At 41.1% G+C, this 18,292-nt stretch carries 23 protein-coding genes; all 23 read left to right on the top strand.

The genetic code is table 11. The features are described 5' to 3' along the window. The first annotated feature begins 12 nt into the window (after positions 1–12). On the top strand, positions 13–1,065 hold the full coding sequence (locus MKY66_RS12060) for an ABC transporter substrate-binding protein (protein ID WP_076216268.1): 1,053 nt from the start codon (positions 13–15) through the stop codon (positions 1,063–1,065). 218 nt (positions 1,066–1,283) lie between these two features. Further along, positions 1,284–2,348: a polysaccharide deacetylase family protein gene (locus MKY66_RS12065; protein ID WP_076216266.1), complete on the top strand. Its 1,065-nt coding sequence runs from the start codon at positions 1,284–1,286 to the stop codon at positions 2,346–2,348. 190 nt (positions 2,349–2,538) lie between these two features. Beyond that, positions 2,539–3,063 (top strand): AAA family ATPase, encoded by a 525-nt coding sequence (locus MKY66_RS12070; RefSeq protein WP_076216264.1) that lies wholly within the window; start codon positions 2,539–2,541, stop codon positions 3,061–3,063. A 25-nt stretch (positions 3,064–3,088) separates the two neighbouring features. After that, positions 3,089–3,574 carry a GNAT family N-acetyltransferase gene (locus MKY66_RS12075; RefSeq protein ID WP_256704344.1) on the top strand — a complete coding sequence of 162 codons (486 nt, stop codon included), beginning with the start codon at positions 3,089–3,091 and terminating at the stop codon, positions 3,572–3,574. Between the two features lie 12 nt (positions 3,575–3,586). Beyond that, entirely contained in the window at positions 3,587–4,117 is a 531-nt protein-coding gene (locus MKY66_RS12080) for an AAA family ATPase (protein WP_076216260.1), read from the top strand. 48 nt (positions 4,118–4,165) lie between these two features. After that, positions 4,166–4,633, top strand: a complete 468-nt coding sequence (locus MKY66_RS12085) for a DUF2691 family protein (RefSeq protein WP_076216258.1) — start codon at positions 4,166–4,168, stop codon at positions 4,631–4,633. A gap of 479 nt (positions 4,634–5,112) precedes the next feature. After that, on the top strand, positions 5,113–5,610 hold the full coding sequence (locus tag MKY66_RS12090) for a GNAT family N-acetyltransferase (RefSeq protein ID WP_076216256.1): 498 nt from the start codon (positions 5,113–5,115) through the stop codon (positions 5,608–5,610). Positions 5,611–5,612: 2 nt separating this feature from the next. Then, on the top strand, positions 5,613–6,155 hold the full coding sequence (locus MKY66_RS12095) for a GNAT family protein (protein WP_076216254.1): 543 nt from the start codon (positions 5,613–5,615) through the stop codon (positions 6,153–6,155). Beyond that, a complete protein-coding gene (locus MKY66_RS12100) occupies positions 6,152–6,721 on the top strand; it encodes a hypothetical protein (protein WP_076216252.1) in 570 nt (189 codons plus the stop codon). Before MKY66_RS12095 ends, MKY66_RS12100 begins: the two co-directional genes overlap by 4 nt. Further along, positions 6,718–7,176 (top strand): GNAT family N-acetyltransferase, encoded by a 459-nt coding sequence (locus tag MKY66_RS12105; RefSeq protein WP_076216250.1) that lies wholly within the window; start codon positions 6,718–6,720, stop codon positions 7,174–7,176. Before MKY66_RS12100 ends, MKY66_RS12105 begins: the two co-directional genes overlap by 4 nt. 155 nt (positions 7,177–7,331) lie before the next feature. Then, positions 7,332–7,799, top strand: coding sequence for an NUDIX domain-containing protein (locus tag MKY66_RS12110; protein WP_076216248.1), 468 nt, complete (start codon positions 7,332–7,334; stop codon positions 7,797–7,799). 160 nt (positions 7,800–7,959) lie between these two features. Next, positions 7,960–8,505 carry a GNAT family N-acetyltransferase gene (locus MKY66_RS12115; RefSeq protein WP_179088582.1) on the top strand — a complete coding sequence of 182 codons (546 nt, stop codon included), beginning with the start codon at positions 7,960–7,962 and terminating at the stop codon, positions 8,503–8,505. Continuing rightward, the gene (locus tag MKY66_RS12120) at positions 8,502–9,137 is read left to right on the top strand and encodes a hypothetical protein (RefSeq protein WP_076216246.1); all 636 of its coding nucleotides are present in this window, start codon (positions 8,502–8,504) and stop codon (positions 9,135–9,137) included. The genes MKY66_RS12115 and MKY66_RS12120 overlap by 4 nt, the downstream gene beginning before the upstream one ends. A 50-nt stretch (positions 9,138–9,187) precedes the next feature. Continuing rightward, on the top strand, positions 9,188–10,216 hold the full coding sequence (locus MKY66_RS12125) for an alpha/beta hydrolase (RefSeq protein ID WP_076216244.1): 1,029 nt from the start codon (positions 9,188–9,190) through the stop codon (positions 10,214–10,216). Positions 10,217–10,242: 26 nt separating this feature from the next. Continuing rightward, positions 10,243–10,659 carry a hypothetical protein gene (locus MKY66_RS12130; protein WP_083657361.1) on the top strand — a complete coding sequence of 139 codons (417 nt, stop codon included), beginning with the start codon at positions 10,243–10,245 and terminating at the stop codon, positions 10,657–10,659. 207 nt (positions 10,660–10,866) lie between these two features. After that, complete coding sequence (locus MKY66_RS12135) at positions 10,867–12,054, top strand: glycoside hydrolase family 5 protein (protein WP_143760390.1); 1,188 nt, start codon at positions 10,867–10,869, stop codon at positions 12,052–12,054. A gap of 251 nt (positions 12,055–12,305) precedes the next feature. Continuing rightward, positions 12,306–12,797 carry a GNAT family protein gene (locus MKY66_RS12140; RefSeq protein WP_076216240.1) on the top strand — a complete coding sequence of 164 codons (492 nt, stop codon included), beginning with the start codon at positions 12,306–12,308 and terminating at the stop codon, positions 12,795–12,797. 165 nt (positions 12,798–12,962) lie between these two features. Beyond that, positions 12,963–13,238, top strand: a complete 276-nt coding sequence (locus MKY66_RS12145) for a hypothetical protein (protein ID WP_047842597.1) — start codon at positions 12,963–12,965, stop codon at positions 13,236–13,238. Positions 13,239–13,256: 18 nt separating this feature from the next. Then, on the top strand, positions 13,257–14,051 hold the full coding sequence (locus tag MKY66_RS12150; protein WP_076216238.1) for a phosphotransferase: 795 nt from the start codon (positions 13,257–13,259) through the stop codon (positions 14,049–14,051). Between the two features lie 238 nt (positions 14,052–14,289). Further along, positions 14,290–15,171 (top strand): AraC family transcriptional regulator, encoded by an 882-nt coding sequence (locus tag MKY66_RS12155; protein WP_076216236.1) that lies wholly within the window; start codon positions 14,290–14,292, stop codon positions 15,169–15,171. 22 nt (positions 15,172–15,193) lie between these two features. Next, positions 15,194–16,465 carry a sugar ABC transporter substrate-binding protein gene (locus MKY66_RS12160; protein ID WP_076216234.1) on the top strand — a complete coding sequence of 424 codons (1,272 nt, stop codon included), beginning with the start codon at positions 15,194–15,196 and terminating at the stop codon, positions 16,463–16,465. A gap of 91 nt (positions 16,466–16,556) precedes the next feature. After that, positions 16,557–17,462, top strand: coding sequence for a sugar ABC transporter permease (locus MKY66_RS12165; RefSeq protein ID WP_036609058.1), 906 nt, complete (start codon positions 16,557–16,559; stop codon positions 17,460–17,462). Next, the gene (locus MKY66_RS12170) at positions 17,462–18,286 is read left to right on the top strand and encodes a carbohydrate ABC transporter permease (protein WP_017688979.1); all 825 of its coding nucleotides are present in this window, start codon (positions 17,462–17,464) and stop codon (positions 18,284–18,286) included. Before MKY66_RS12165 ends, MKY66_RS12170 begins: the two co-directional genes overlap by 1 nt. Positions 18,287–18,292 lie beyond the last annotated feature (6 nt).

The following is an 18,292-nucleotide window of genomic DNA, read 5'->3' on the forward strand; positions in this document are numbered from 1 at the left end:
GGGGATACGTGAGTGAGAAGACATGTGAACTGGTTGTGTTTGTTCATTCTACTGCTGCTTGTCGGTTGCACAGCCCCTGAGTCTGAATCTGTTCCTTCTCCCATCTCGTCTAACAACTTAGAAACTCTTCCCTCCGTTGAGGAATGGATGGAATCAGCGGTAGCAAGGGATACCTCTACGAAACCGATTGTCTTGGGTTTTTCACAACTGGGCAGAGAGAGTGCCTGGCGTTTGGCAAACTCCACGTCTATTCGGAATGCTGCGGCTGAATCGGGAATCTCCCTTGTCATAAAAAATGCAGAACAGTCTCAGACGAAACAGTTCGAGGCTGTTCGGTCGTTCATCAGGCAAAAGGTAGATGTCATTGCCATTGCACCAGTCGTGGAATCGGGCTGGGATGGTATTCTTCAGGAAGCCAGGGATGCAGGTATACCTGTGATCATCGTAGACCGGTCCGTTGATGTCAAGGACACTTCACTTTTTGTGACAACGATTGGATCGGACTTTTATGAGGAAGGTGTGAAGGCCGGGAAGTACATTAAGGATCGGATGCGAAATCATCCGGGTTTGATACGGATTGCCGAACTGCAAGGCACGAGTGGTTCTACACCCTCCATCCAGCGTGGCGAGGGCTTTAGAAGCATTTTCGACACCAGAGCAGATATCATCTTCTCACAAAGTGCTCCTGCCGATTTTACGGAGGACAATGGCAAACAAGTGATGAAAGAATTCCTTCAGGTTCCGGAACACAAACGGCCGCAGGTTCTTTTTGCCCATAATGATGAAATGGCTTTTGGCGCCATACAAGCGATAGAAGAAGTTGGGCTGAAGCCGGGAGAGGACATTATCATTGTCTCGGTGGACGGCTCCCGCAAAGCACTTGAAATTCTGGCGAGTGGGAAAATCAATGCTGTGGTGGAATGTAACCCGCTGCTTGGTCCTCAGCTTATGCAGGCTACAAAAGAAATTATTGCAGGGCGTACACTGCCAAAGCGCATGGTGCCCCCGGAGGATATTTTTACACAGGAGAGTGCTAAACGGGAGATGTACAACAGGCGATTCTAGAATTCGTAAAAAAATAGAACATTTTGGATAAAATTCAATTTACTTTAAATAGAGGTATCGTTTATACTGAACTCACCTTGAACTAAAGCTCTTATCTATGAGAAAGGACGCAGTGGATTACGTTCATTTGAAAGCGCTTTTTTCGAGGGTGAAAGTCCGATAAAGAGAGGGAGTGTAGAAGGTATTGTGCTGTGAATATAATATGAGGAGGTAATTTTATGTTCAAAGTAAAGCTGGCAAAGGCGGTAATATCTCTCGCACTTTTCGGTACCTTGTTTTCTATTCCGGCGGTGCCCGATGCTCGTGCTGCAGATGCAAGTTGTCCGAATGGTTATGTAGGTCTGACGTTTGATGATGGCCCAACTGGAAATACAACAAACATGCTTAATGCGTTGAAGCAGGCTGGCTTACGGGCAACGATGTTCAATGTTGGACAAAATGCGCAAAATAATAAATCTCTGGTTACTGCACAGGTGGCGGCTGGTATGTGGATTGGCAATCATTCCTATACACATCCGAATATGACTACATTAAACAGTTCTCAGATGTCGTCAGAGATTACTCGGACACAACAGACGATCCAGTCCATTACCGGAAGTTCACCTAAACTGTTCAGACCTCCTTACGGTGCGACAAATGCGACCTTGAAATCCGTTGTGAGCCAAAACGGCCTGAAGGAAGTACTGTGGAACGTAGATTCCAAAGACTGGAATGGTGCCAGCGCAGCCCAGATCGTGGCAGCTGTGAACACGATGAAAAGTGGTGACGTCATTTTAATGCATGATCAGTACCAGACGACACTTCAGGCCATTCCGCAGATTGCACAAAATCTGAAGAATCGTGGCCTATGCTCCGGCATGATCTCATCAACTACCGGTCGGGCAGTCGCACCCGATAATGGCACTACTAATCCCCCGAGTAACGGAACAAAAGTGGAAGCTGAGAACATGACCAAAGGAGGACAATACACCGGCAATATCAGTTCTCCTTTCAATGGTGTGGTCCTTTATGCCAACAATGATTTGGTTAAATACACTCAGAATTTTGCAACGAGCACTCATAATTTCTCGCTTCGTGGAGCTTCAAACAATGCCAACATGGCTAGAGTTGATTTGAAGATTGGCGGACAGACGAAGGGAACCTTTTACTTTGGCGGAAGCGCTCCAGCGGTTTATACCCTGAATAATATTAGCCATGGGACGGGAAATCAGGTCATTGAGTTGGTTGTAACAGCCGATGACGGGACATGGGATATATACATCGATTACTTGGAAATACATTAACAAGCTTAGGTTGATTGAAAAATAATGCACTATAATGAAATCCCGTTGGGTTGACCCAATGGGATTTCATCATGTTTTTAGCCATTTTGTAACACAAAAGTAGAAGGAAAACATTTATAATGGATGAAATTGTATATGAAAAGAATTGTTTCTATTGAAAAATTTCATTGAATGGGAGTGAAAGGATCAAATGATTATTATGATAAACGGAGCGTTTGGTTCGGGAAAAACTTCTGCAGCAGAAGCACTTCAGCCCTTAATTGCAAATAGCATGATCTACGATCCTGAAGAAATAGGTTATATGCTGAGAAAACTTCTCCCGGAGAATTGTAGAGAGGAGAGGGAACGGACGGATGATTTTCAAGATATCGAACTTTGGAAAATTCTAACCGTAAAGACGGCAAAAGAAGTAAAGCAGAAATACAACAGACACTTAATTATCCCCATGACCATCTATAAAGAGGAAAACTTTCATTATATTTATAACGGGTTGAAAGAGATCGATCAGGACATTCATCATTTTTGCTTAACGGCTACAGAAGAAACGATTTATCATCGTTTGGCTAAACGAGGGGATGAATATGGAGGCTGGCAATATCAACAAGCACCAAAGTGTGTTGAAGCTTTCAAGGATGAACAATTTCAAACTCGCATTATTACCGATCATCTGGAGACCAGTGAAATCATCGAAATTATTTTGAAGAAAATGAACTGAAGAGGATGTATCGTACTTGACGACTGTGACTTTTGAAGAGGTAACCGAACAGCACCTCCCTGAAATTAGAGAGATTTATAACTATTATGTAATGAATACAACGATTTCGTTTCATACGGAGGAATTAGATCTTGATCAGATTAAATCCTCTGTGATGAACAAGGATACACGGTATAAAACTTACGTAATTTTCGAAAACGATCAAATGATGGGTTATGTTCTGATCACCCAATATAAGAGTAAACAGGCATATGATATTTGTGGTGAAGTCACCATATATTTAAAACCCGATATTTTGGGAAAAGGCTTGGGGAAACAAGCACTACATTTTATTGAGAAGATTGCAAAAGAACAAGGATTCCATACCTTAATTGCGACGATTTGCATGGAGAATACAAGAAGTAAATCATTATTTGAGAGAAATGGTTATGAACAATGTGCTCTGTTTAAAGAGATCGGATATAAATTCGACAGAAAACTGGATATTGGAAGTTTCCAAAAGATATTGTAAGGAGAATACGAAATGAGTAGAAACCTATATATTATATCTGGACCCCCTGGAGTAGGGAAATCTACAACTTCCAAGCTGCTGGTTCAGACTTTAGATAAAAGTGCTTACATTTCTGGAGATGCAGTTAGTCACTTTCCGGTCAAAGGGCGAGGTAAACCCTGGCTTGATAAGGATACAAATGACTTAACTTGGAAAAATATATCTAGTCTAGTGAAAAACTTATTGGATTATAAATACGATGTAGTGCTGGACTATGTGGCCTTTCCGGAAGACATTGATGGATTAATGACAGAATTGGCAGACTATCATGTTCGCATAATCTATGTTGTATTAATGGTTGATCGTCAAACCATTATTCGTAGAGACCGTCTAAGAGCGGAAGAATATCAAATGAAAGAAAGAAGTATAATTCTGCTGGATGAGTTTGAAAATCATCCGGATCTGAGAGTAGATAACAAGCTGTGTACTAATCATTTTACAGAAGCACAATTACCTGAAATAGTAAGTGGAATTATAAATAATGAGAAGTATCGGGTGAAATAACTGAACTGTTATTATGCTTTGAATTGAAAATGATAAGAGGGTGAGCAGATGAACAGAGGAATACGTTTTGAAATACCAAATGCCTATGGTCGCTTTCTTGGGGAGATTTTAAAACCAATGGAAGTATCTAATTTCGATTGGTTTATTGGTGAGGAGGAGTCCTATTTCGTTGTTGATGATACGTTAGGGGATAGTCTTTTTCCAAATATGATTATTGGTATGAATGGAGAAGAATTACAGAAGGTTATTGATAACAACGAGTATTATTTAATATTTGCAAATTTAAAAGCATTTCCAAAAGGCACACAAGTAACAGATGTAATCACCTATGAAGATTATGTGGAGAGTGAGTGTCAGATGGCTCTTCTTGTGATCGATAGTATCTACGTCACGGTTTATTGTAAAGATCTAGAAAAAGTCGAGGAATTATATAAACATATAAATAGACAGGGATTTGAATCTCTCGCATATTTAACGGATGAGAATGATGCGAGGACAAAACTATCGGTCTGGTGATAAAGGAGCATGGGATTAACTGCTAAGGTTTGATAGAACTTCCCATGCTTTCGTTGTTATGCATTAGCATAGCGTTGAGTTTAGTGTTAGGGGTTAAACGCTAACGAACCTGACACGTCTTATTGAGGGATTTGAAACGCCCTCCGAAATCTAAGGAATCTGAGACACGCTATACCAGAAAAAATAGCCTTTTGTTTGTTTTTGTCAGATGATTTTGGGAAATAAAATGTCTCATGTTCCTTACAATTCTAAAAGAGGACCTGAAGACCGAATAAGATGTCCTGTGTTCCTTAGAAAATCGCCTGGCGATTCGCCAGCATCAGTCACTCTGAACTTCAGCAATTTTCGGACGGTAAGCTGGCACCCATCACGGTTCACTTGCCTGAGTTTGAAGACACACTCTAGTTCGTTTCCCCATGATATTTGAATGTTTATGAATATGATTACATCTTATGAATGAAAAAGGAGTTGAGAGAAAGATGGAGACAGAACGACTTATATTTCGGAAATATACTAAAAATGATTTCGATTTACTTTTTGAGATGACACGTGAGCCCAATATGATGAAATTTATAAGACATGGAGGACCTTGGACCAAGGAAGAAACCATGCAAAGCCTGGAAAAGTTCATCAACTGGAATAAAGACGATAAAGGGCTGTTCCTCGCATTTAATAAAGAGGATAACAAGTTAATTGGAACCTCTGGACTGATTCCTCAAATCATTGAAGGCACTGATGAGCTTGAAGTTGGTTACTGGGTTATAGAGCAATACTGGGGAATGGGTTACGGATATGAACAAGCAAAAGCGTGGAAAGAATATGGCATGGATCACTTGAAGCAGAAAAGATTAATATCTTTAATTCAACATGGCAATGTGGGTTCTATGAAAGTCGCGCAAAAGAATGGCATGAAACACGAGAAGGACGTAGACATCATTGGGAAAAATGTAGCAGTGTACTCGATTGAGGTGAAGTGAATATGACTCCTTTTCCTGAACTTGAAACCAAAGGACTGCTGTTAAGAGAGATTAAACAGAGTGATTCCCAAGACATATTTCATATTTTTTCTTCAGATGAAGTTACAAAATTCTACGATGTAGAAAGTTTTAAGAATACAAAACAAGCAGAAGAACTCATACAAAGATGGACTGAACGATTCGAGAATGGTCAGGTCATCCGCTGGGGAATTGCTTTGAAATCGGATAACAGAATTGTTGGAACATGCGGATTTCATGGTTGGATGAAACAACATCATAAAGCTGTGTTGGGATATGAGTTAGCACCGGAGTTCTGGCGGCAGGGTTACATGACCGAGGTAACTCAGAAAATCGTTGAATATGGATTCAAGAACCTTGAATTAAACAGAATTGAAGCATTTGTAGAGCCAGAGAACGCGGGATCAAGGAAGTTGCTTGAGAAAATTGGGTTCAGTGAAGAAGGCATATTGAAAGAACATTATTATTGGAAAAATCGATTTGTTGATAATGTCATCTATGCATTTCTGAAGAAAGAATATGTATGAGAATACGAATTATTGGATCTTGTGGCAGTGGGAAATCAACATTAGCCAAAGAATTATCGGATAAATATGGTATTCCTTCCTATGAATTAGACAATCTCATATGGGACAGAAGCGCCGAAAATCTGAGATATCCTGAAAGTGTTAGGGATGAATTGGTCCAATCTATTGTCAGTTCAGAGGCTTGGATTGTAGAAGGAGTGCAGTGCAAAGATTGGACCGTTAAGTCCATCCAGGAAGCGGATTTGATTTTTGTATTAGCTCCAAATGTTTTCATTAGAGATTATCGGATTATAAAAAGGTTTGTATTGTCCAGAATGGGTTTGCAACCGTGGAATTACAAGCAGTCCTTCAAGAACTTATGCAAGATGATTGTGAAATGGAACCATCAATATAATTTAGAAGAAGTTATATGTACAATTAACAAAAACCATAAGACTGCAACAATCACGAAGAATAAAAAACAAGTGATACAGTTGATTGAACATCATTTGGAAGTGGTTGTAAGTGAAAGTGAAAAGAACCTTAGAGGTAATCAAAGATTATCGAAAGAGGAGATACAGTGGTGAATATCAAGATACAACCAGTCACACGAGAGAATTGGGAAGAGGCGCTGAAGATCTCTTTGTATGAACACCAAGTCTCATTAGTTCCATCTGTTATTGAGGGGATCGCTTACGCCTATATAAAACCGTGGGATGAAGCGTTTGATCCTTACGTACTTGAGATTGATGGTAAGGTATTTGGTTTCTTTTATCTGAGTTATACGCCAGATAGTACAGATAATTACTGGATTGGTGGTTTTCAACTCGATAAATCTTATCAAGGTAAAGGAATGGGAAAGCCCGCTTTAAGAGCCATTCTAGATTACATTACGAAACAGCATCCGTTGTGCAAGGTTATTTCATTAACGGTTGAACGGGATAACGAAATAGCACAGAAGTTGTACAAGAGCATGTCCTTCATTAGTGAGAACAGAACCAATTCAGATGATGAAGTGATCTACAGGTTGGCAATAGAATGATAGACCCAGCATTTCAGAGGGCAATATATCTTTGTTAACCAAAAGCGAGGATTGGTTGCGGTATTCACAATGATTATATCCGATGATAGCTTGTTACCACTTCAATGGTTTAACAATTATATATTGAAAGAATAGTTGTTTATGGGAGAGATAACATGAGCCACTGGTTTGATCTAGATGAACTTGATCCGGAGTTAATCAATTTTGCAGTTATGATCGCTAAATACAATAATAAATTCATCATTATAAAAAATAGGAAAAGAGGAGGTTGGGAGATCCCAGGAGGCAACAAAGAAATAGGGGAAACCATTTTACACACGGCAAGTCGAGAACTCTATGAAGAGACAGGGGCAGTACACTTCGAATTAATACCTTATGGTGTATATGAATGGAATGGGAGCTTGGGTATGGTCTCTTATGCTGAGGTTAAATTGCTGGAGAGCTTACCGGAGTCTGAAATCGATGAAATAAAGCTTGTGGATGTATTACCTGAAGGGATGAACTTCGGAGATATGTTTTATCGTTTCTCAGACAGATGGGATGGACTTGAGAACCATAAGCTTAAGAAATACACTATCGAAATAAATCATTTGAATGAGTTACCTGAAATTAAAATAAGCTGATTTAAGTATCGCGAACAACAATAGCCGTTCCAATGGATATGTCAAAACTAATTGAAGAGAACAAGGAATACACTATTTTGTACGATAAAAGGGTCTTTGATAAATACAGACTTCGATCTATAAAGCCATAGGATCTTAGAAATAACATGAGGAAGGAGAGATGGCAACAACCATGATAACGTATAGAACGTTGACCCTTGATGATGTGAATCAGCTGCAGGAAATAGATCGTTCGGAACATATTGATCTCATTTATGAAATGAGAGAGAACCGATTGGTTGAACTTGAACAAAATCATGAATGCTCAAACTGGGATGAGATGCTTTTGAAAGAGATTCAAAATCGATATGTGTACGAATTAGAACAAGGTGGCATGGCATATGGCGCGTTTGCTGGCGATCAATTAATCGGATTTGGAGTACTGGCACATCAATATAGAGGAAAAGAACGAAATCAATTACAAGTTGACTTGATGTATGTCTCACGCGGGTACAGAAGACAAGGCGTTGGAAAACGTATTCTAAACGAGTTAGGTGAAGAGGCTAAGAAACGTGGTGCACAGTATCTGTATATCTCCTCCACAGAGACGGAATCAGCGGTATCCTTTTATAGAAGTCAGGGCAGTCAGATTGCAAGTGAGATTGATCAAGAACTCTATGACAAAGAGCCGAACGATATACATATGATAAAGGAGCTGGGCACATGACAACGGTTGGGATACTCGGAACCATTCATAATCCTGAACTCAGGGAGCGATATCGTTGTTCCCTTTCTCTTTACAAGGATGTGATTACTGAGTTTAAACCAGATCTCATTTGTGGTGAAGTTCATCCGCAGAGTTGGTTGAGGTATCTTAAGGACAAACATGATAGAGGATACTGGGGAGAACCAGCCAGTGAGTATTGGGAATTGGTCTTCCCTTTATGCGAGGAGCATAACATCCCATTTGTCCCTATTGACTGGTTTGAATTGGATGTGTGGAATGCTTTTGATCCATTCAACGGTTATTCGGACGTGGAACGCAAAGAACTTGAACAACGGGATGATCATTGGTTTGCAGAGCAAATGGAGACGTATCAGTTTGGCGAGATTCCTTTTAATTCAAAGGAGTTCGATCGTGTAACCAGACAAAAATATGAATGGTTGCATCAGGTAAACGCGAAGGCACAGAACTTTCGCTGGGTGGTCCGTAATCAGATTATGGTTCAAAGAGTCAAAAATACAATTGAAGCTCATCCAGGAAAACGAATCCTCTGTATCGTTGGAGCCGATCACAATTACATCTTCCACGAAGAGCTGATGATAGAACCCGTTGAATTGTTGTATCCGTTACGATAAAGGAACCGTTGGTAGAATTACAAATGAAACTTATATTTAGGGAGCATTACATGCGCAAAAAAATACGTAAAACACTCAAATACAGCATATTCAGTATTATTTTAATGGTTATAGTAGCTCTGATATTTCCCACATGGACACCCAAAATTAAAGGTGAAAACAGCATCAGCATGTTAGAACAGGTCGAAATTAACGGTACAGGACATGAAGTCATGATCAGGGGTGTTGATCGGACTAACCCTATCCTGATTTTTGTGCATGGCGGGCCGGGGTGCTCGGAGATTCCATACGTAAGGAAGTATCAGAAAGAGCTTGAGCAACACTTCACGGTGGTGCATTACGATCAACGTGGGAGTGGAAAGTCCTATCACTTTTTTGAGGATTACTCGAATCTCACAACAGATGTATTAGTAGATGATTTGTTAGCGTTAAGGGATTATGTATCTAAGGAGTTAAAACAAGAGAAGGTTATATTAATTGGTCATTCATTTGGTACATACATCGGGATGAAAGCTGCGGCTAAAGCACCTGCTCAGTTTCACGCTTATATAGGCATTGGACAGATGGCTAATACACTTCAGAGCGAACTGGAAAGTTTGGAGTACACGTACGAGCAAGCGAAACAAGCCGGTAATGAAGAAGATGTTAAAAAACTGGAGCTAATCCGCAGCTCGATCGAGCAAGGAAAGGAACTTACGCCTAGAATTTTGTTGCAAAAGTACGGTGGTGCAGCCAGACTAATCAACGAGAATAGAGATTATATTTCAGGATTCCTTTTAAATCCCGAATATAATGGGCTGGATATGATTCGCTTTTATTCAGGGCTGTTCAGTTCACAAGACATCTTACTGAGGGAAGCATTTGATCATAATTTACCCGAAATTGTTGATCATCTGGAGATTCCTACCTATTTTGTAACGGGTAAATATGATTATATGACCACTGCGAAGGCAGCACGTGATTATTTTGATGTATTGGATGCACCAATCAAAGACTTCATTGTATTCGACGAGTCGGCGCATTACCCACAGTTTGAAGAGAAAGAAAAATTCGTAAAGTGGTTAAATGAGCTATTTTAATATGCATTGAGAGGAGTAAGATCATATTGTTAAATGAATTCATTGAGCTTGAAGAAGAGAGTGATGAGAGTTACCGGTGTTACACTCTGCAAAATACTGTGCAAATATTTAAACATTGCATACAGGATGAGGATTTAAATGACGTGCGAATATATGTGTCCACTAATACACCGTTAGATTCAATTGCTCATAAAATAGAAGATTACATTAAGTGGTTTTCAACTTGTGAGACTGTCTTTCGAGATTATTATGAGAATGAACTTCAGGAAAAAGTACATCAGAATTGGTTTAATGAGATTGAAGTCTATCGTGTGGATATCACATTTAACAGTATAGCCGACTACGGCACAACAATATCATGCGGAGATCATATTTTGCGCGATCACATCATGATTATTGATTTTGATAGAGAACAAATCCAAGCAATCCACTTGAACGGATAGATGGATTATTTTGTAGTAAATAGTCACAAAAAACAATAAAGATATCGCTTTATTTTCCATAAATGTGTTATTATGTTGGTGGTGAACGAAGAATTCATTTGTTTGATCGATAGAGAGAGGAGGCACGTATTCTCGAATCATTCAATCTGTATGGATAGATTAACTGCACTGCTTGTTAAAAATAATAGAATAAGCGGAGGTATGGTTATGTTCAAAAAATGGAAGAAATTCAGCATCAGCAGCTTGGCGCTTGTGTTAGTGGCTGCCGTGGCCTTTACCGGATGGAGCCCTAAAGCATCAGCAGCAGACGCTTCGCAAGTGGTGGCTGAGATGGGTGCAGGATGGAATCTCGGCAATCAGCTGGAAGCATCGGTGAACGGTACACCGAATGAGACAGCTTGGGGCAATCCTGCGGTAACTCCAGAGTTAATCAAAAAGGTGAAAGCGGCAGGCTTCAAATCCATTCGTATTCCCGTTTCCTATTTGAGCAACATTGGAAGCGCTCCCAATTATACAATCAATGCGGCATGGCTGAATCGAATTCAGCAAGTCGTGGATTATGCGTACAATGAAGGTCTGTATGTGATCATCAATATTCATGGTGATGGGTATAATTCCGTACAGGGTGGATGGCTACTCGTGAATGGTGGCAATCAGACTGCCATTAAGGAAAAATATAAGAAGGTGTGGCAGCAGATTGCCACCAAGTTTAGCAACTACAATGACCGTCTTATTTTCGAATCCATGAACGAAGTATTCGATGGTAACTATGGCAATCCAAACTCGGCTTATTACGCCAATCTGAACGCATACAATCAAATCTTCGTGGATACGGTTCGTCAGACTGGAGGTAACAACAATGCCAGATGGTTGCTGATTCCAGGCTGGAATACCAATATTGACTACACTGTTGGTAATTATGGCTTTGCTCTTCCGACAGATAATTACAGATCCTCGGCTATTCCTAGTTCGCAGAAGAGAATCATGATCTCGGCACATTATTACTCTCCGTGGGATTTTGCAGGTGAGGAAAACGGTAATATCACACAGTGGGGTGCAACTTCTACGAATCCTGCCAAAAAGTCTACTTGGGGACAAGAGGATTATCTTGAATCACAGTTCAAGTCCATGTACGACAAATTTGTGGCTCAGGGCTATCCCGTAGTGATTGGTGAGTTCGGTTCCATTGATAAAACGTCCTACGATTCCAGCAACAATGTATATCGTGCTGCTTATGCCAAAGCAGTTACAGCAAAAGCCAAGAAATACAAAATGGTTCCTGTGTATTGGGATAACGGGCATAACGGTCAACATGGATTCGCCTTGTTTAACCGTTCGAACAAAACCGTGACGCAGCAAAATATCATTAATGCCATCATGCAAGGTATGCAATAAATTACTGTCTGGCTGTATCCGTGTAAACGGCGTGTTCCTGTAAAAGGGACATGCCGTTTTTTGTGCTACCCAGAGATAAAGTTGAACAACATTTACCAATGCATTTTACATAAGCCACATACAGAATTCATTAAATCCCACAATAGCTTTTATATACTTAATTTGCTTGATATAGCGAACTAAAAGGACTAGGTGGTAGACAGAATGTTAAAAAACGTGATTTGCAGGAATGCCTTTCACTGTACAGCTTAATGATGGACCCCGCAGTTTTTCCCTACGTTCGTTATGCATGCCAATCGTATGAGGAATATCTATTCCTGACCAAACAATTGATGGCCGAAGAAGAGCAAAAAACGGTGATTTCTCGAACGATTTTGAATGAAACAGGGCAGCCTATTGGAACCATTGATCTATATCATATTGAGCATCAAACCGGTTTTTTAGCCACATGGATTGGATCACCGTTTTTTGGAAATGGGTATAGCCAAAGAGCCAAATCAGCCTTTTTTGTTGAATTGTTTCTGGAACATGGGATTGAAACGGTATTTATGAAGATACGCAAGCAGAATATAAGATCCAGAAAAGCGGTACAAAAACTGCCTTATGTAAAATTAGCCAATGATGTGTATCCAGATGTATATCAACGGATTAATATGAATGAACAGATGTATGATCTGTATTATGTTGAACGGTCAGCCTTTTTCGAAAATAGTATGGATCTGCACCAAGTGGTAGCTACGTAACTTATACAGAGAGCGTTAATAGCGGCGTCAGTGATGACACCGCTATTTGATATGATGATATAGGAACGGACTGTTAATATAACATGCAGGAATATAGACTAGAGAATCGAAAGACATTAAGTAGTAACCTCATAAAAAGTGTGCGGTTAATGTAGGAGGCGTGAAATGAATAATATTAACAAGATTTTGGGTGTAGTCCTCATGCTTGGCAGTGTGTTTATTTCAACGATGGAGAGAATTTCAATCCGAGTCTCTGTCGCTATAGTAGAAGCAGGATATGCGTCAGGAGGGACGAACGTACCCCAGTTTGCTCAGATGAACGAGCATCCAACAGGTCTACTCGTATACTTCATGTTCTTCGTTGGATTCATACTATTGGTCGCGGGATTCCCGGGGAGTTATAAGAAAAATCGTAATCATGGTCATAACAAGGAAGTTTAGCTTGAGGAGGGATGAAAGTTGGCCGAACAGGAGGAAGTGTTGTCGGGAGGTAATGTGAATCAGGTCGTCAGAATAGGCGAGACGGTTCGCCGGCATGCGAAACCAAATCCATATGTGCTTGAATTGCTTTTACATCTCGAAAAAGTTGGTTATGATCATGCCCCTCGATTTCTGGGAATAGATGAACAGGGGCGAGAAACGCTCTCTTACCTCGAAGGCATCGTTCCAGGCAATGACTACCCTGATCTAGAAGAGTATATGTGGTCAGACGAATCTTTGATTGAAGTCGCAAAACTGTTGAGAAGTTACCATGATGCGACCGTTGGATTTACAACAACATCAGTTTCAACGAACAGATATCCAGGCATAACAGAAGATGATGTTGTATGTCATAACGATTTTGCGCCGTATAATGTGGTGTACAAGGATGGCCGTCCTCAAGGCATTATTGATTTTGATATGGCGGGTCCGGGTCCGCGAATGTGGGATATCGCCTATGTCTTGTATACATCCGTTCCACTCGCAGATTTCTCACCAGATATGGACGGAAAGGGTGTAATGCCATACGCCAGCCAGGCGCACGGAACTATTCGGAAAGAACGGATTGCCTTATTTATGGCTACGTACGGGCTGAGTGTTCCAGCAGATTTGAAGGATTGGGTCATATCCCGTATCCGTTTCATGTGTAAAACACTGACTGATCGTGCGGCTGATGGAGATGTCGCTTTTATGAAGATGGTCGAAGAGGGTCATCTGGCCCACTATGAGAAAGAAGTCATTTTTCTTGAAAACCATTGGGATGAATGGGTTTGAAAGGTAATGCTAATGGACTGCGTGATAGCCTACGGGCTGGACAGCGGTTTTTTTTGTGTCCATCTTTCGAATCCCTATGAATTCCATTCTATTCATTTTCAACAATTGTGATCAACAATACAGCAATATTGTTCGGATTAGATCGAAATAACTGTGATACAATTCATTGTAAAGCGCTATCATTGTAAATTATTAAACTATATTGCTTTTTATATTCTGGGAAGGGAGATCTTTACTGATGCTAACCATACACACCCCGACGAATATTGCTTTGCAGGAAAATGAAGTTTATGTGCGATCAGAAGCAGATAATTTTCAGGATGAATGGCCTGTTCATACGCATAATGGGTATGAGATACATTATTTTATTCAAGGAGATGCAACCTTCTTAATCGGTGACCGAATATATAAGCCGCTGCCTGGAGATATGTTTATATTCAGAGGCGGTGTGCCCCACCGAATCAATCCTTCAAGAGAAATCGTGTACAAGCGAAGTTTCGTCAATTTCACGGAATTATTGCTTTTGGACATGCTTGCTGTCAGTCAGTTAGAGAATCTGATGTCCATATTCCGTCATCCCAATGGGTTATTGGTGCATTGGCCTCCAGAGGAGCGTGAGCATATCACAGGTATATTTAAGGGAATCAAGGAGGAGATGGGGGCAGGAAATACAGGGTACAAAACAATGGTCAAATTAAGTCTTACCCAATTGCTACTGCGGATTTACCGGAAAACGACCAGTGAGCAATCCGCCAATCCTATCTTATGTTCTTCCCAGAAGCAAACAAGCGTAAGCCGGGTTCTTCATTATTTAAACCAGAACTACACGGAGAATGTTTCATTGGATGAACTGTCCAAAACACTCCATTTGAATAAGTACTACATTTGTCATTCTTTCAAAGAGACAACGGGATATACCATAAGCAATTATGTTATACGGAAAAGAGTTGCAGAGGCCAAAAAATTGTTGCTGTCTACGGATGCGCCGATTTTGTCCATATCTGAGACGCTAGGTTTTAACACACCTGTATATTTTAGCAGGGCCTTTAAACAATATGTGGGTGTATCACCACAGTTATTCCGTAAAAGTGAATTGCTCAACGAAGCCAAAATTCATTAGAACCTTCCGAGGAGATGTTGATATGACAAGAAGAACAACGTTTAAGCTCATCACTAGCATGGTATTGGTCATGTTACTCATCGTATTGACTGCTTGCGGAAATTCAGGTACCAATGCTAACCCAAAACAAACAACCCTGGATTTCCTGTGGTTCTCTGACGGAAAAGAAGGAGAAGTCATCAAGGAAATCATTAAAGAGTATGAGCAGACCAATACCAAGGTTAAAATCAACCTGATTGAAGTTGGCTTCAAGGATATCCAAACCAAATTAAAAACAATGTTATCCGGTGGAAAGCCACCTGCCCTGAGCCGGGTCACGGATACTGGATCATTTGCTAATCAGGCGGTTGATCTGACACCTTACGTGGACAATGCGGACCAATTCGAGGATCAATTTATTGACTCACTTAAACCTTATTATGTTATTAATGACAAGCTGGTAGCGGCGCCTATGGATGTTACAGCGAATGGGCTTATTTATAACAAAACCTTATTTGATAAAGCTGGCGTCAAAGTACCGACCTCTCCTGACCAGGTATGGACGTGGGATGAATACACAGCTGCGTTAAAAGAGGTTATGGACAAAGGCGGAGCACGATATGGCATGGTATGGGATGTCACACCGCATAGATGGTCCACTCTTTTGTATCAGAATGGCGGAAGCATCTTAACAGAGGATGGCACTGCAGCAGCGATTAACAGTGAAGCCGGAATCCGCAGCATGGAGCAGTTCAAGCAGCTTCATCAAGAAGGGATCATGCCCGAATCCGTATGGCTCGGAGGGGAAAATCCAAACAACCTGTTCCGTTCCGGGACGGTGGCTACCCACTGGGCTGGCAACTGGATGATCAGTAATTACAAGGATATCACCGATTTTGAATGGGGAGTCACCTATATGCCAAAAGGAACACAACGTTCTTCAGTACCCGGCGGGAAGTTTCTGATGGCTTTCAAAGGCAGCGGATATGAGCAGGAGGCGGCAGAATTTATTGAATACTTAACGTCCAAAGAAGTGAATTCAAAATATAACCAGGAATCATTGTTTATGAGTCCTCGGAAGGACAGCTCTGTATTGAATTATGAATTCGGCAAGGAGATGTTTGAAATTTTCGCGGATGAACTGAAGAACAGTTCACCTCTTGCAGCTAATGACTGGTCCAGACAGACCATTATATCCAAAATTTCAACGGACCTGAAAAATAATATTGTTGAAGTTCTATCCGATAAGGCAACTCCGCAGGAGGCATTGGATCGAACAGCCAAGCTGATTAACGAGGCTATTGGCAGTCAATAAACGTAAAGCCATGTGGTTCATTCGTATACGGGGGCTTAGCGATTCCTGTGAAGCCTCTCTTTCGAATAACGCATAAGGAAGGGGCAAGCAGATGAGTGAAGGACAACGATTAAACAAAAATACGCTGGCAAAACAGAACAGGAAGCTCGTTATTGCTCCTTATCTGTTTATATTACCCAACCTCCTGATCTTTGGAACCTTTATCGTATTTCCATCTTTATTGGGCCTATATTATTCCTTCCATGTCTATGATGGATTGAACCCGATGAAGTTCAACGGGCTGGACAATTATATCAAAATTATAGGAGATCGGGAATTTTGGTCGACCATCGGACGAACGGGGATTTATGCAGCAATTGTTGTCCCGCTAATATATGCAGCAGCATTAGGCATTGCTTTGCTGCTTGCGCGCGAGATTAGAATGCGCGGGTTCTTCAGGGCCGTATTTTACTGGCCGACCATGATTTCTTACATTATCGTAGGATTGACCTGGAAGTGGATTTTCGGAGATTCATTTGGCATTTTGAATCATCTGTTAACCGTGGTTGGTGTGGAACCTGTAGGTTTTTTAACCTCTTCCTTTTGGGCAAATACGGCTGTAATCATCGCGACAGTATGGTCACGTGCAGGCTTTTTCATGGTCATTTTTATCGCGGGTTTGCAGGCTATACCTACGGATTATTATGAGGCTGCCCGCTTGGACGGGGCAACGGGAATGAAGGTGTTTCGCTATATCACGCTCCCGCTTTTGAAGCCCACAAGCTTGCTTGTTGTTATGCTGACTCTGATTGATGCGTTCAAAGCATTTCCACTTATGTTTGCGCTTACAGGTGGTGGTCCGGGCAAAGATACCACCTATATTGTTCAATATATTTATGAGATTGGCTTTAACAGACAGGAGCTCGGTCTGGCCAGTGCCATGTCGGTGATACTGTTTATCCTTATTGGTGGATTCTCGGCTCTGCAATTCCGTCTATCAAAAGGAGGGGCTACGTAATGGTAATGAAACCTATGGTCAAAATCTTCATCTACAGTCTGTTAAGTGTTGCCGCAGTGGTGTGGCTCCTGCCTGTCCTGTGGGTCGTGATTTCTGCTTTGAAAACGAATAGCGATCTGTACAGCTTCCCTCCCAAGCTATGGCCGCAGCCAATCACCTTCGAGCATTTCAAGGAGGCATTCAGTAAAGGTGATTTTGGCTTGTATTTTATGAATAGTACGATCGTAACTGTAAGCTCAACGCTGCTACTGTTATTGATTAACTCCATGGCAGGTTTTGCATTGGCGAAATATCGCTTCCGCGGAAGCGCGATCATATTAATTGCTTTTGTCTCAACACTCATGATTCCGATTGAGGTAATCATGATTCCTATATTCAAAGTGCTGAGTGCACTGGGGTTGTATAATAGCCTGCTCGCGATTATTATCCCGCCAGCAGCAACCCCAACAGGTGTGTTCCTTATGCGGCAGTATTTGTTGAGCGTACCGGATGAGCTGTTGGAAGCTGCCCGGATGGATGGAGCGGGCGAATGGAAAATTTACTGGAGCATTATTCTTCCGATAGCGAAGCCAATTCTTGCGGTGCTCGCAATCTTCTCCTTCATGTGGAGATGGGATGATTTTGTATGGCCGTTAATTGCGATTAGTGATCCATCGAAATATACGATTCAGCTTGCGCTCTCTAATTTTATTGGAGAATACAACGTGGATTGGGGAAGTTTGCTTGCGATGTCCGTCATCACGATGCTTCCGGTACTCATTGTTTTTATGGTTTTCCAGCGGTATTTTGTCAGCGGTATGATTACTTCAGGAATGAAAGGATGAGTTGAA

The sequence above is a fragment of the Paenibacillus sp. FSL R5-0766 genome (assembly GCF_037971845.1).
Classification (GTDB): Bacteria; Bacillota; Bacilli; order Paenibacillales; family Paenibacillaceae; genus Paenibacillus.

Bases quoted from the DNA above. Each gene is read 5' to 3' on its own strand.
- MKY66_RS12065 (WP_076216266.1), top strand. From the start codon at position 1,284: ATGTTCAAAGTAAAGCTGGCAAAGGCGGTAATATCTCTCGCACTTTTC.
- MKY66_RS12070 (WP_076216264.1), top strand. From the start codon at position 2,539: ATGATTATTATGATAAACGGAGCGTTTGGTTCGGGAAAAACTTCTGCA.
- MKY66_RS12080 (WP_076216260.1), top strand. From the start codon at position 3,587: ATGAGTAGAAACCTATATATTATATCTGGACCCCCTGGAGTAGGGAAA.
- MKY66_RS12085 (WP_076216258.1), top strand. From the start codon at position 4,166: ATGAACAGAGGAATACGTTTTGAAATACCAAATGCCTATGGTCGCTTT.
- MKY66_RS12090 (WP_076216256.1), top strand. From the start codon at position 5,113: ATGGAGACAGAACGACTTATATTTCGGAAATATACTAAAAATGATTTC.
- MKY66_RS12095 (WP_076216254.1), top strand. From the start codon at position 5,613: ATGACTCCTTTTCCTGAACTTGAAACCAAAGGACTGCTGTTAAGAGAG.
- MKY66_RS12100 (WP_076216252.1), top strand. From the start codon at position 6,152: ATGAGAATACGAATTATTGGATCTTGTGGCAGTGGGAAATCAACATTA.
- MKY66_RS12110 (WP_076216248.1), top strand. From the start codon at position 7,332: ATGAGCCACTGGTTTGATCTAGATGAACTTGATCCGGAGTTAATCAAT.
- MKY66_RS12115 (WP_179088582.1), top strand. From the start codon at position 7,960: ATGGCAACAACCATGATAACGTATAGAACGTTGACCCTTGATGATGTG.
- MKY66_RS12120 (WP_076216246.1), top strand. From the start codon at position 8,502: ATGACAACGGTTGGGATACTCGGAACCATTCATAATCCTGAACTCAGG.
- MKY66_RS12125 (WP_076216244.1), top strand. From the start codon at position 9,188: ATGCGCAAAAAAATACGTAAAACACTCAAATACAGCATATTCAGTATT.
- MKY66_RS12135 (WP_143760390.1), top strand. From the start codon at position 10,867: ATGTTCAAAAAATGGAAGAAATTCAGCATCAGCAGCTTGGCGCTTGTG.
- MKY66_RS12140 (WP_076216240.1), top strand. From the start codon at position 12,306: ATGATGGACCCCGCAGTTTTTCCCTACGTTCGTTATGCATGCCAATCG.
- MKY66_RS12145 (WP_047842597.1), top strand. From the start codon at position 12,963: ATGAATAATATTAACAAGATTTTGGGTGTAGTCCTCATGCTTGGCAGT.
- MKY66_RS12155 (WP_076216236.1), top strand. From the start codon at position 14,290: ATGCTAACCATACACACCCCGACGAATATTGCTTTGCAGGAAAATGAA.
- MKY66_RS12160 (WP_076216234.1), top strand. From the start codon at position 15,194: ATGACAAGAAGAACAACGTTTAAGCTCATCACTAGCATGGTATTGGTC.
- MKY66_RS12165 (WP_036609058.1), top strand. From the start codon at position 16,557: ATGAGTGAAGGACAACGATTAAACAAAAATACGCTGGCAAAACAGAAC.
- MKY66_RS12170 (WP_017688979.1), top strand. From the start codon at position 17,462: ATGGTAATGAAACCTATGGTCAAAATCTTCATCTACAGTCTGTTAAGT.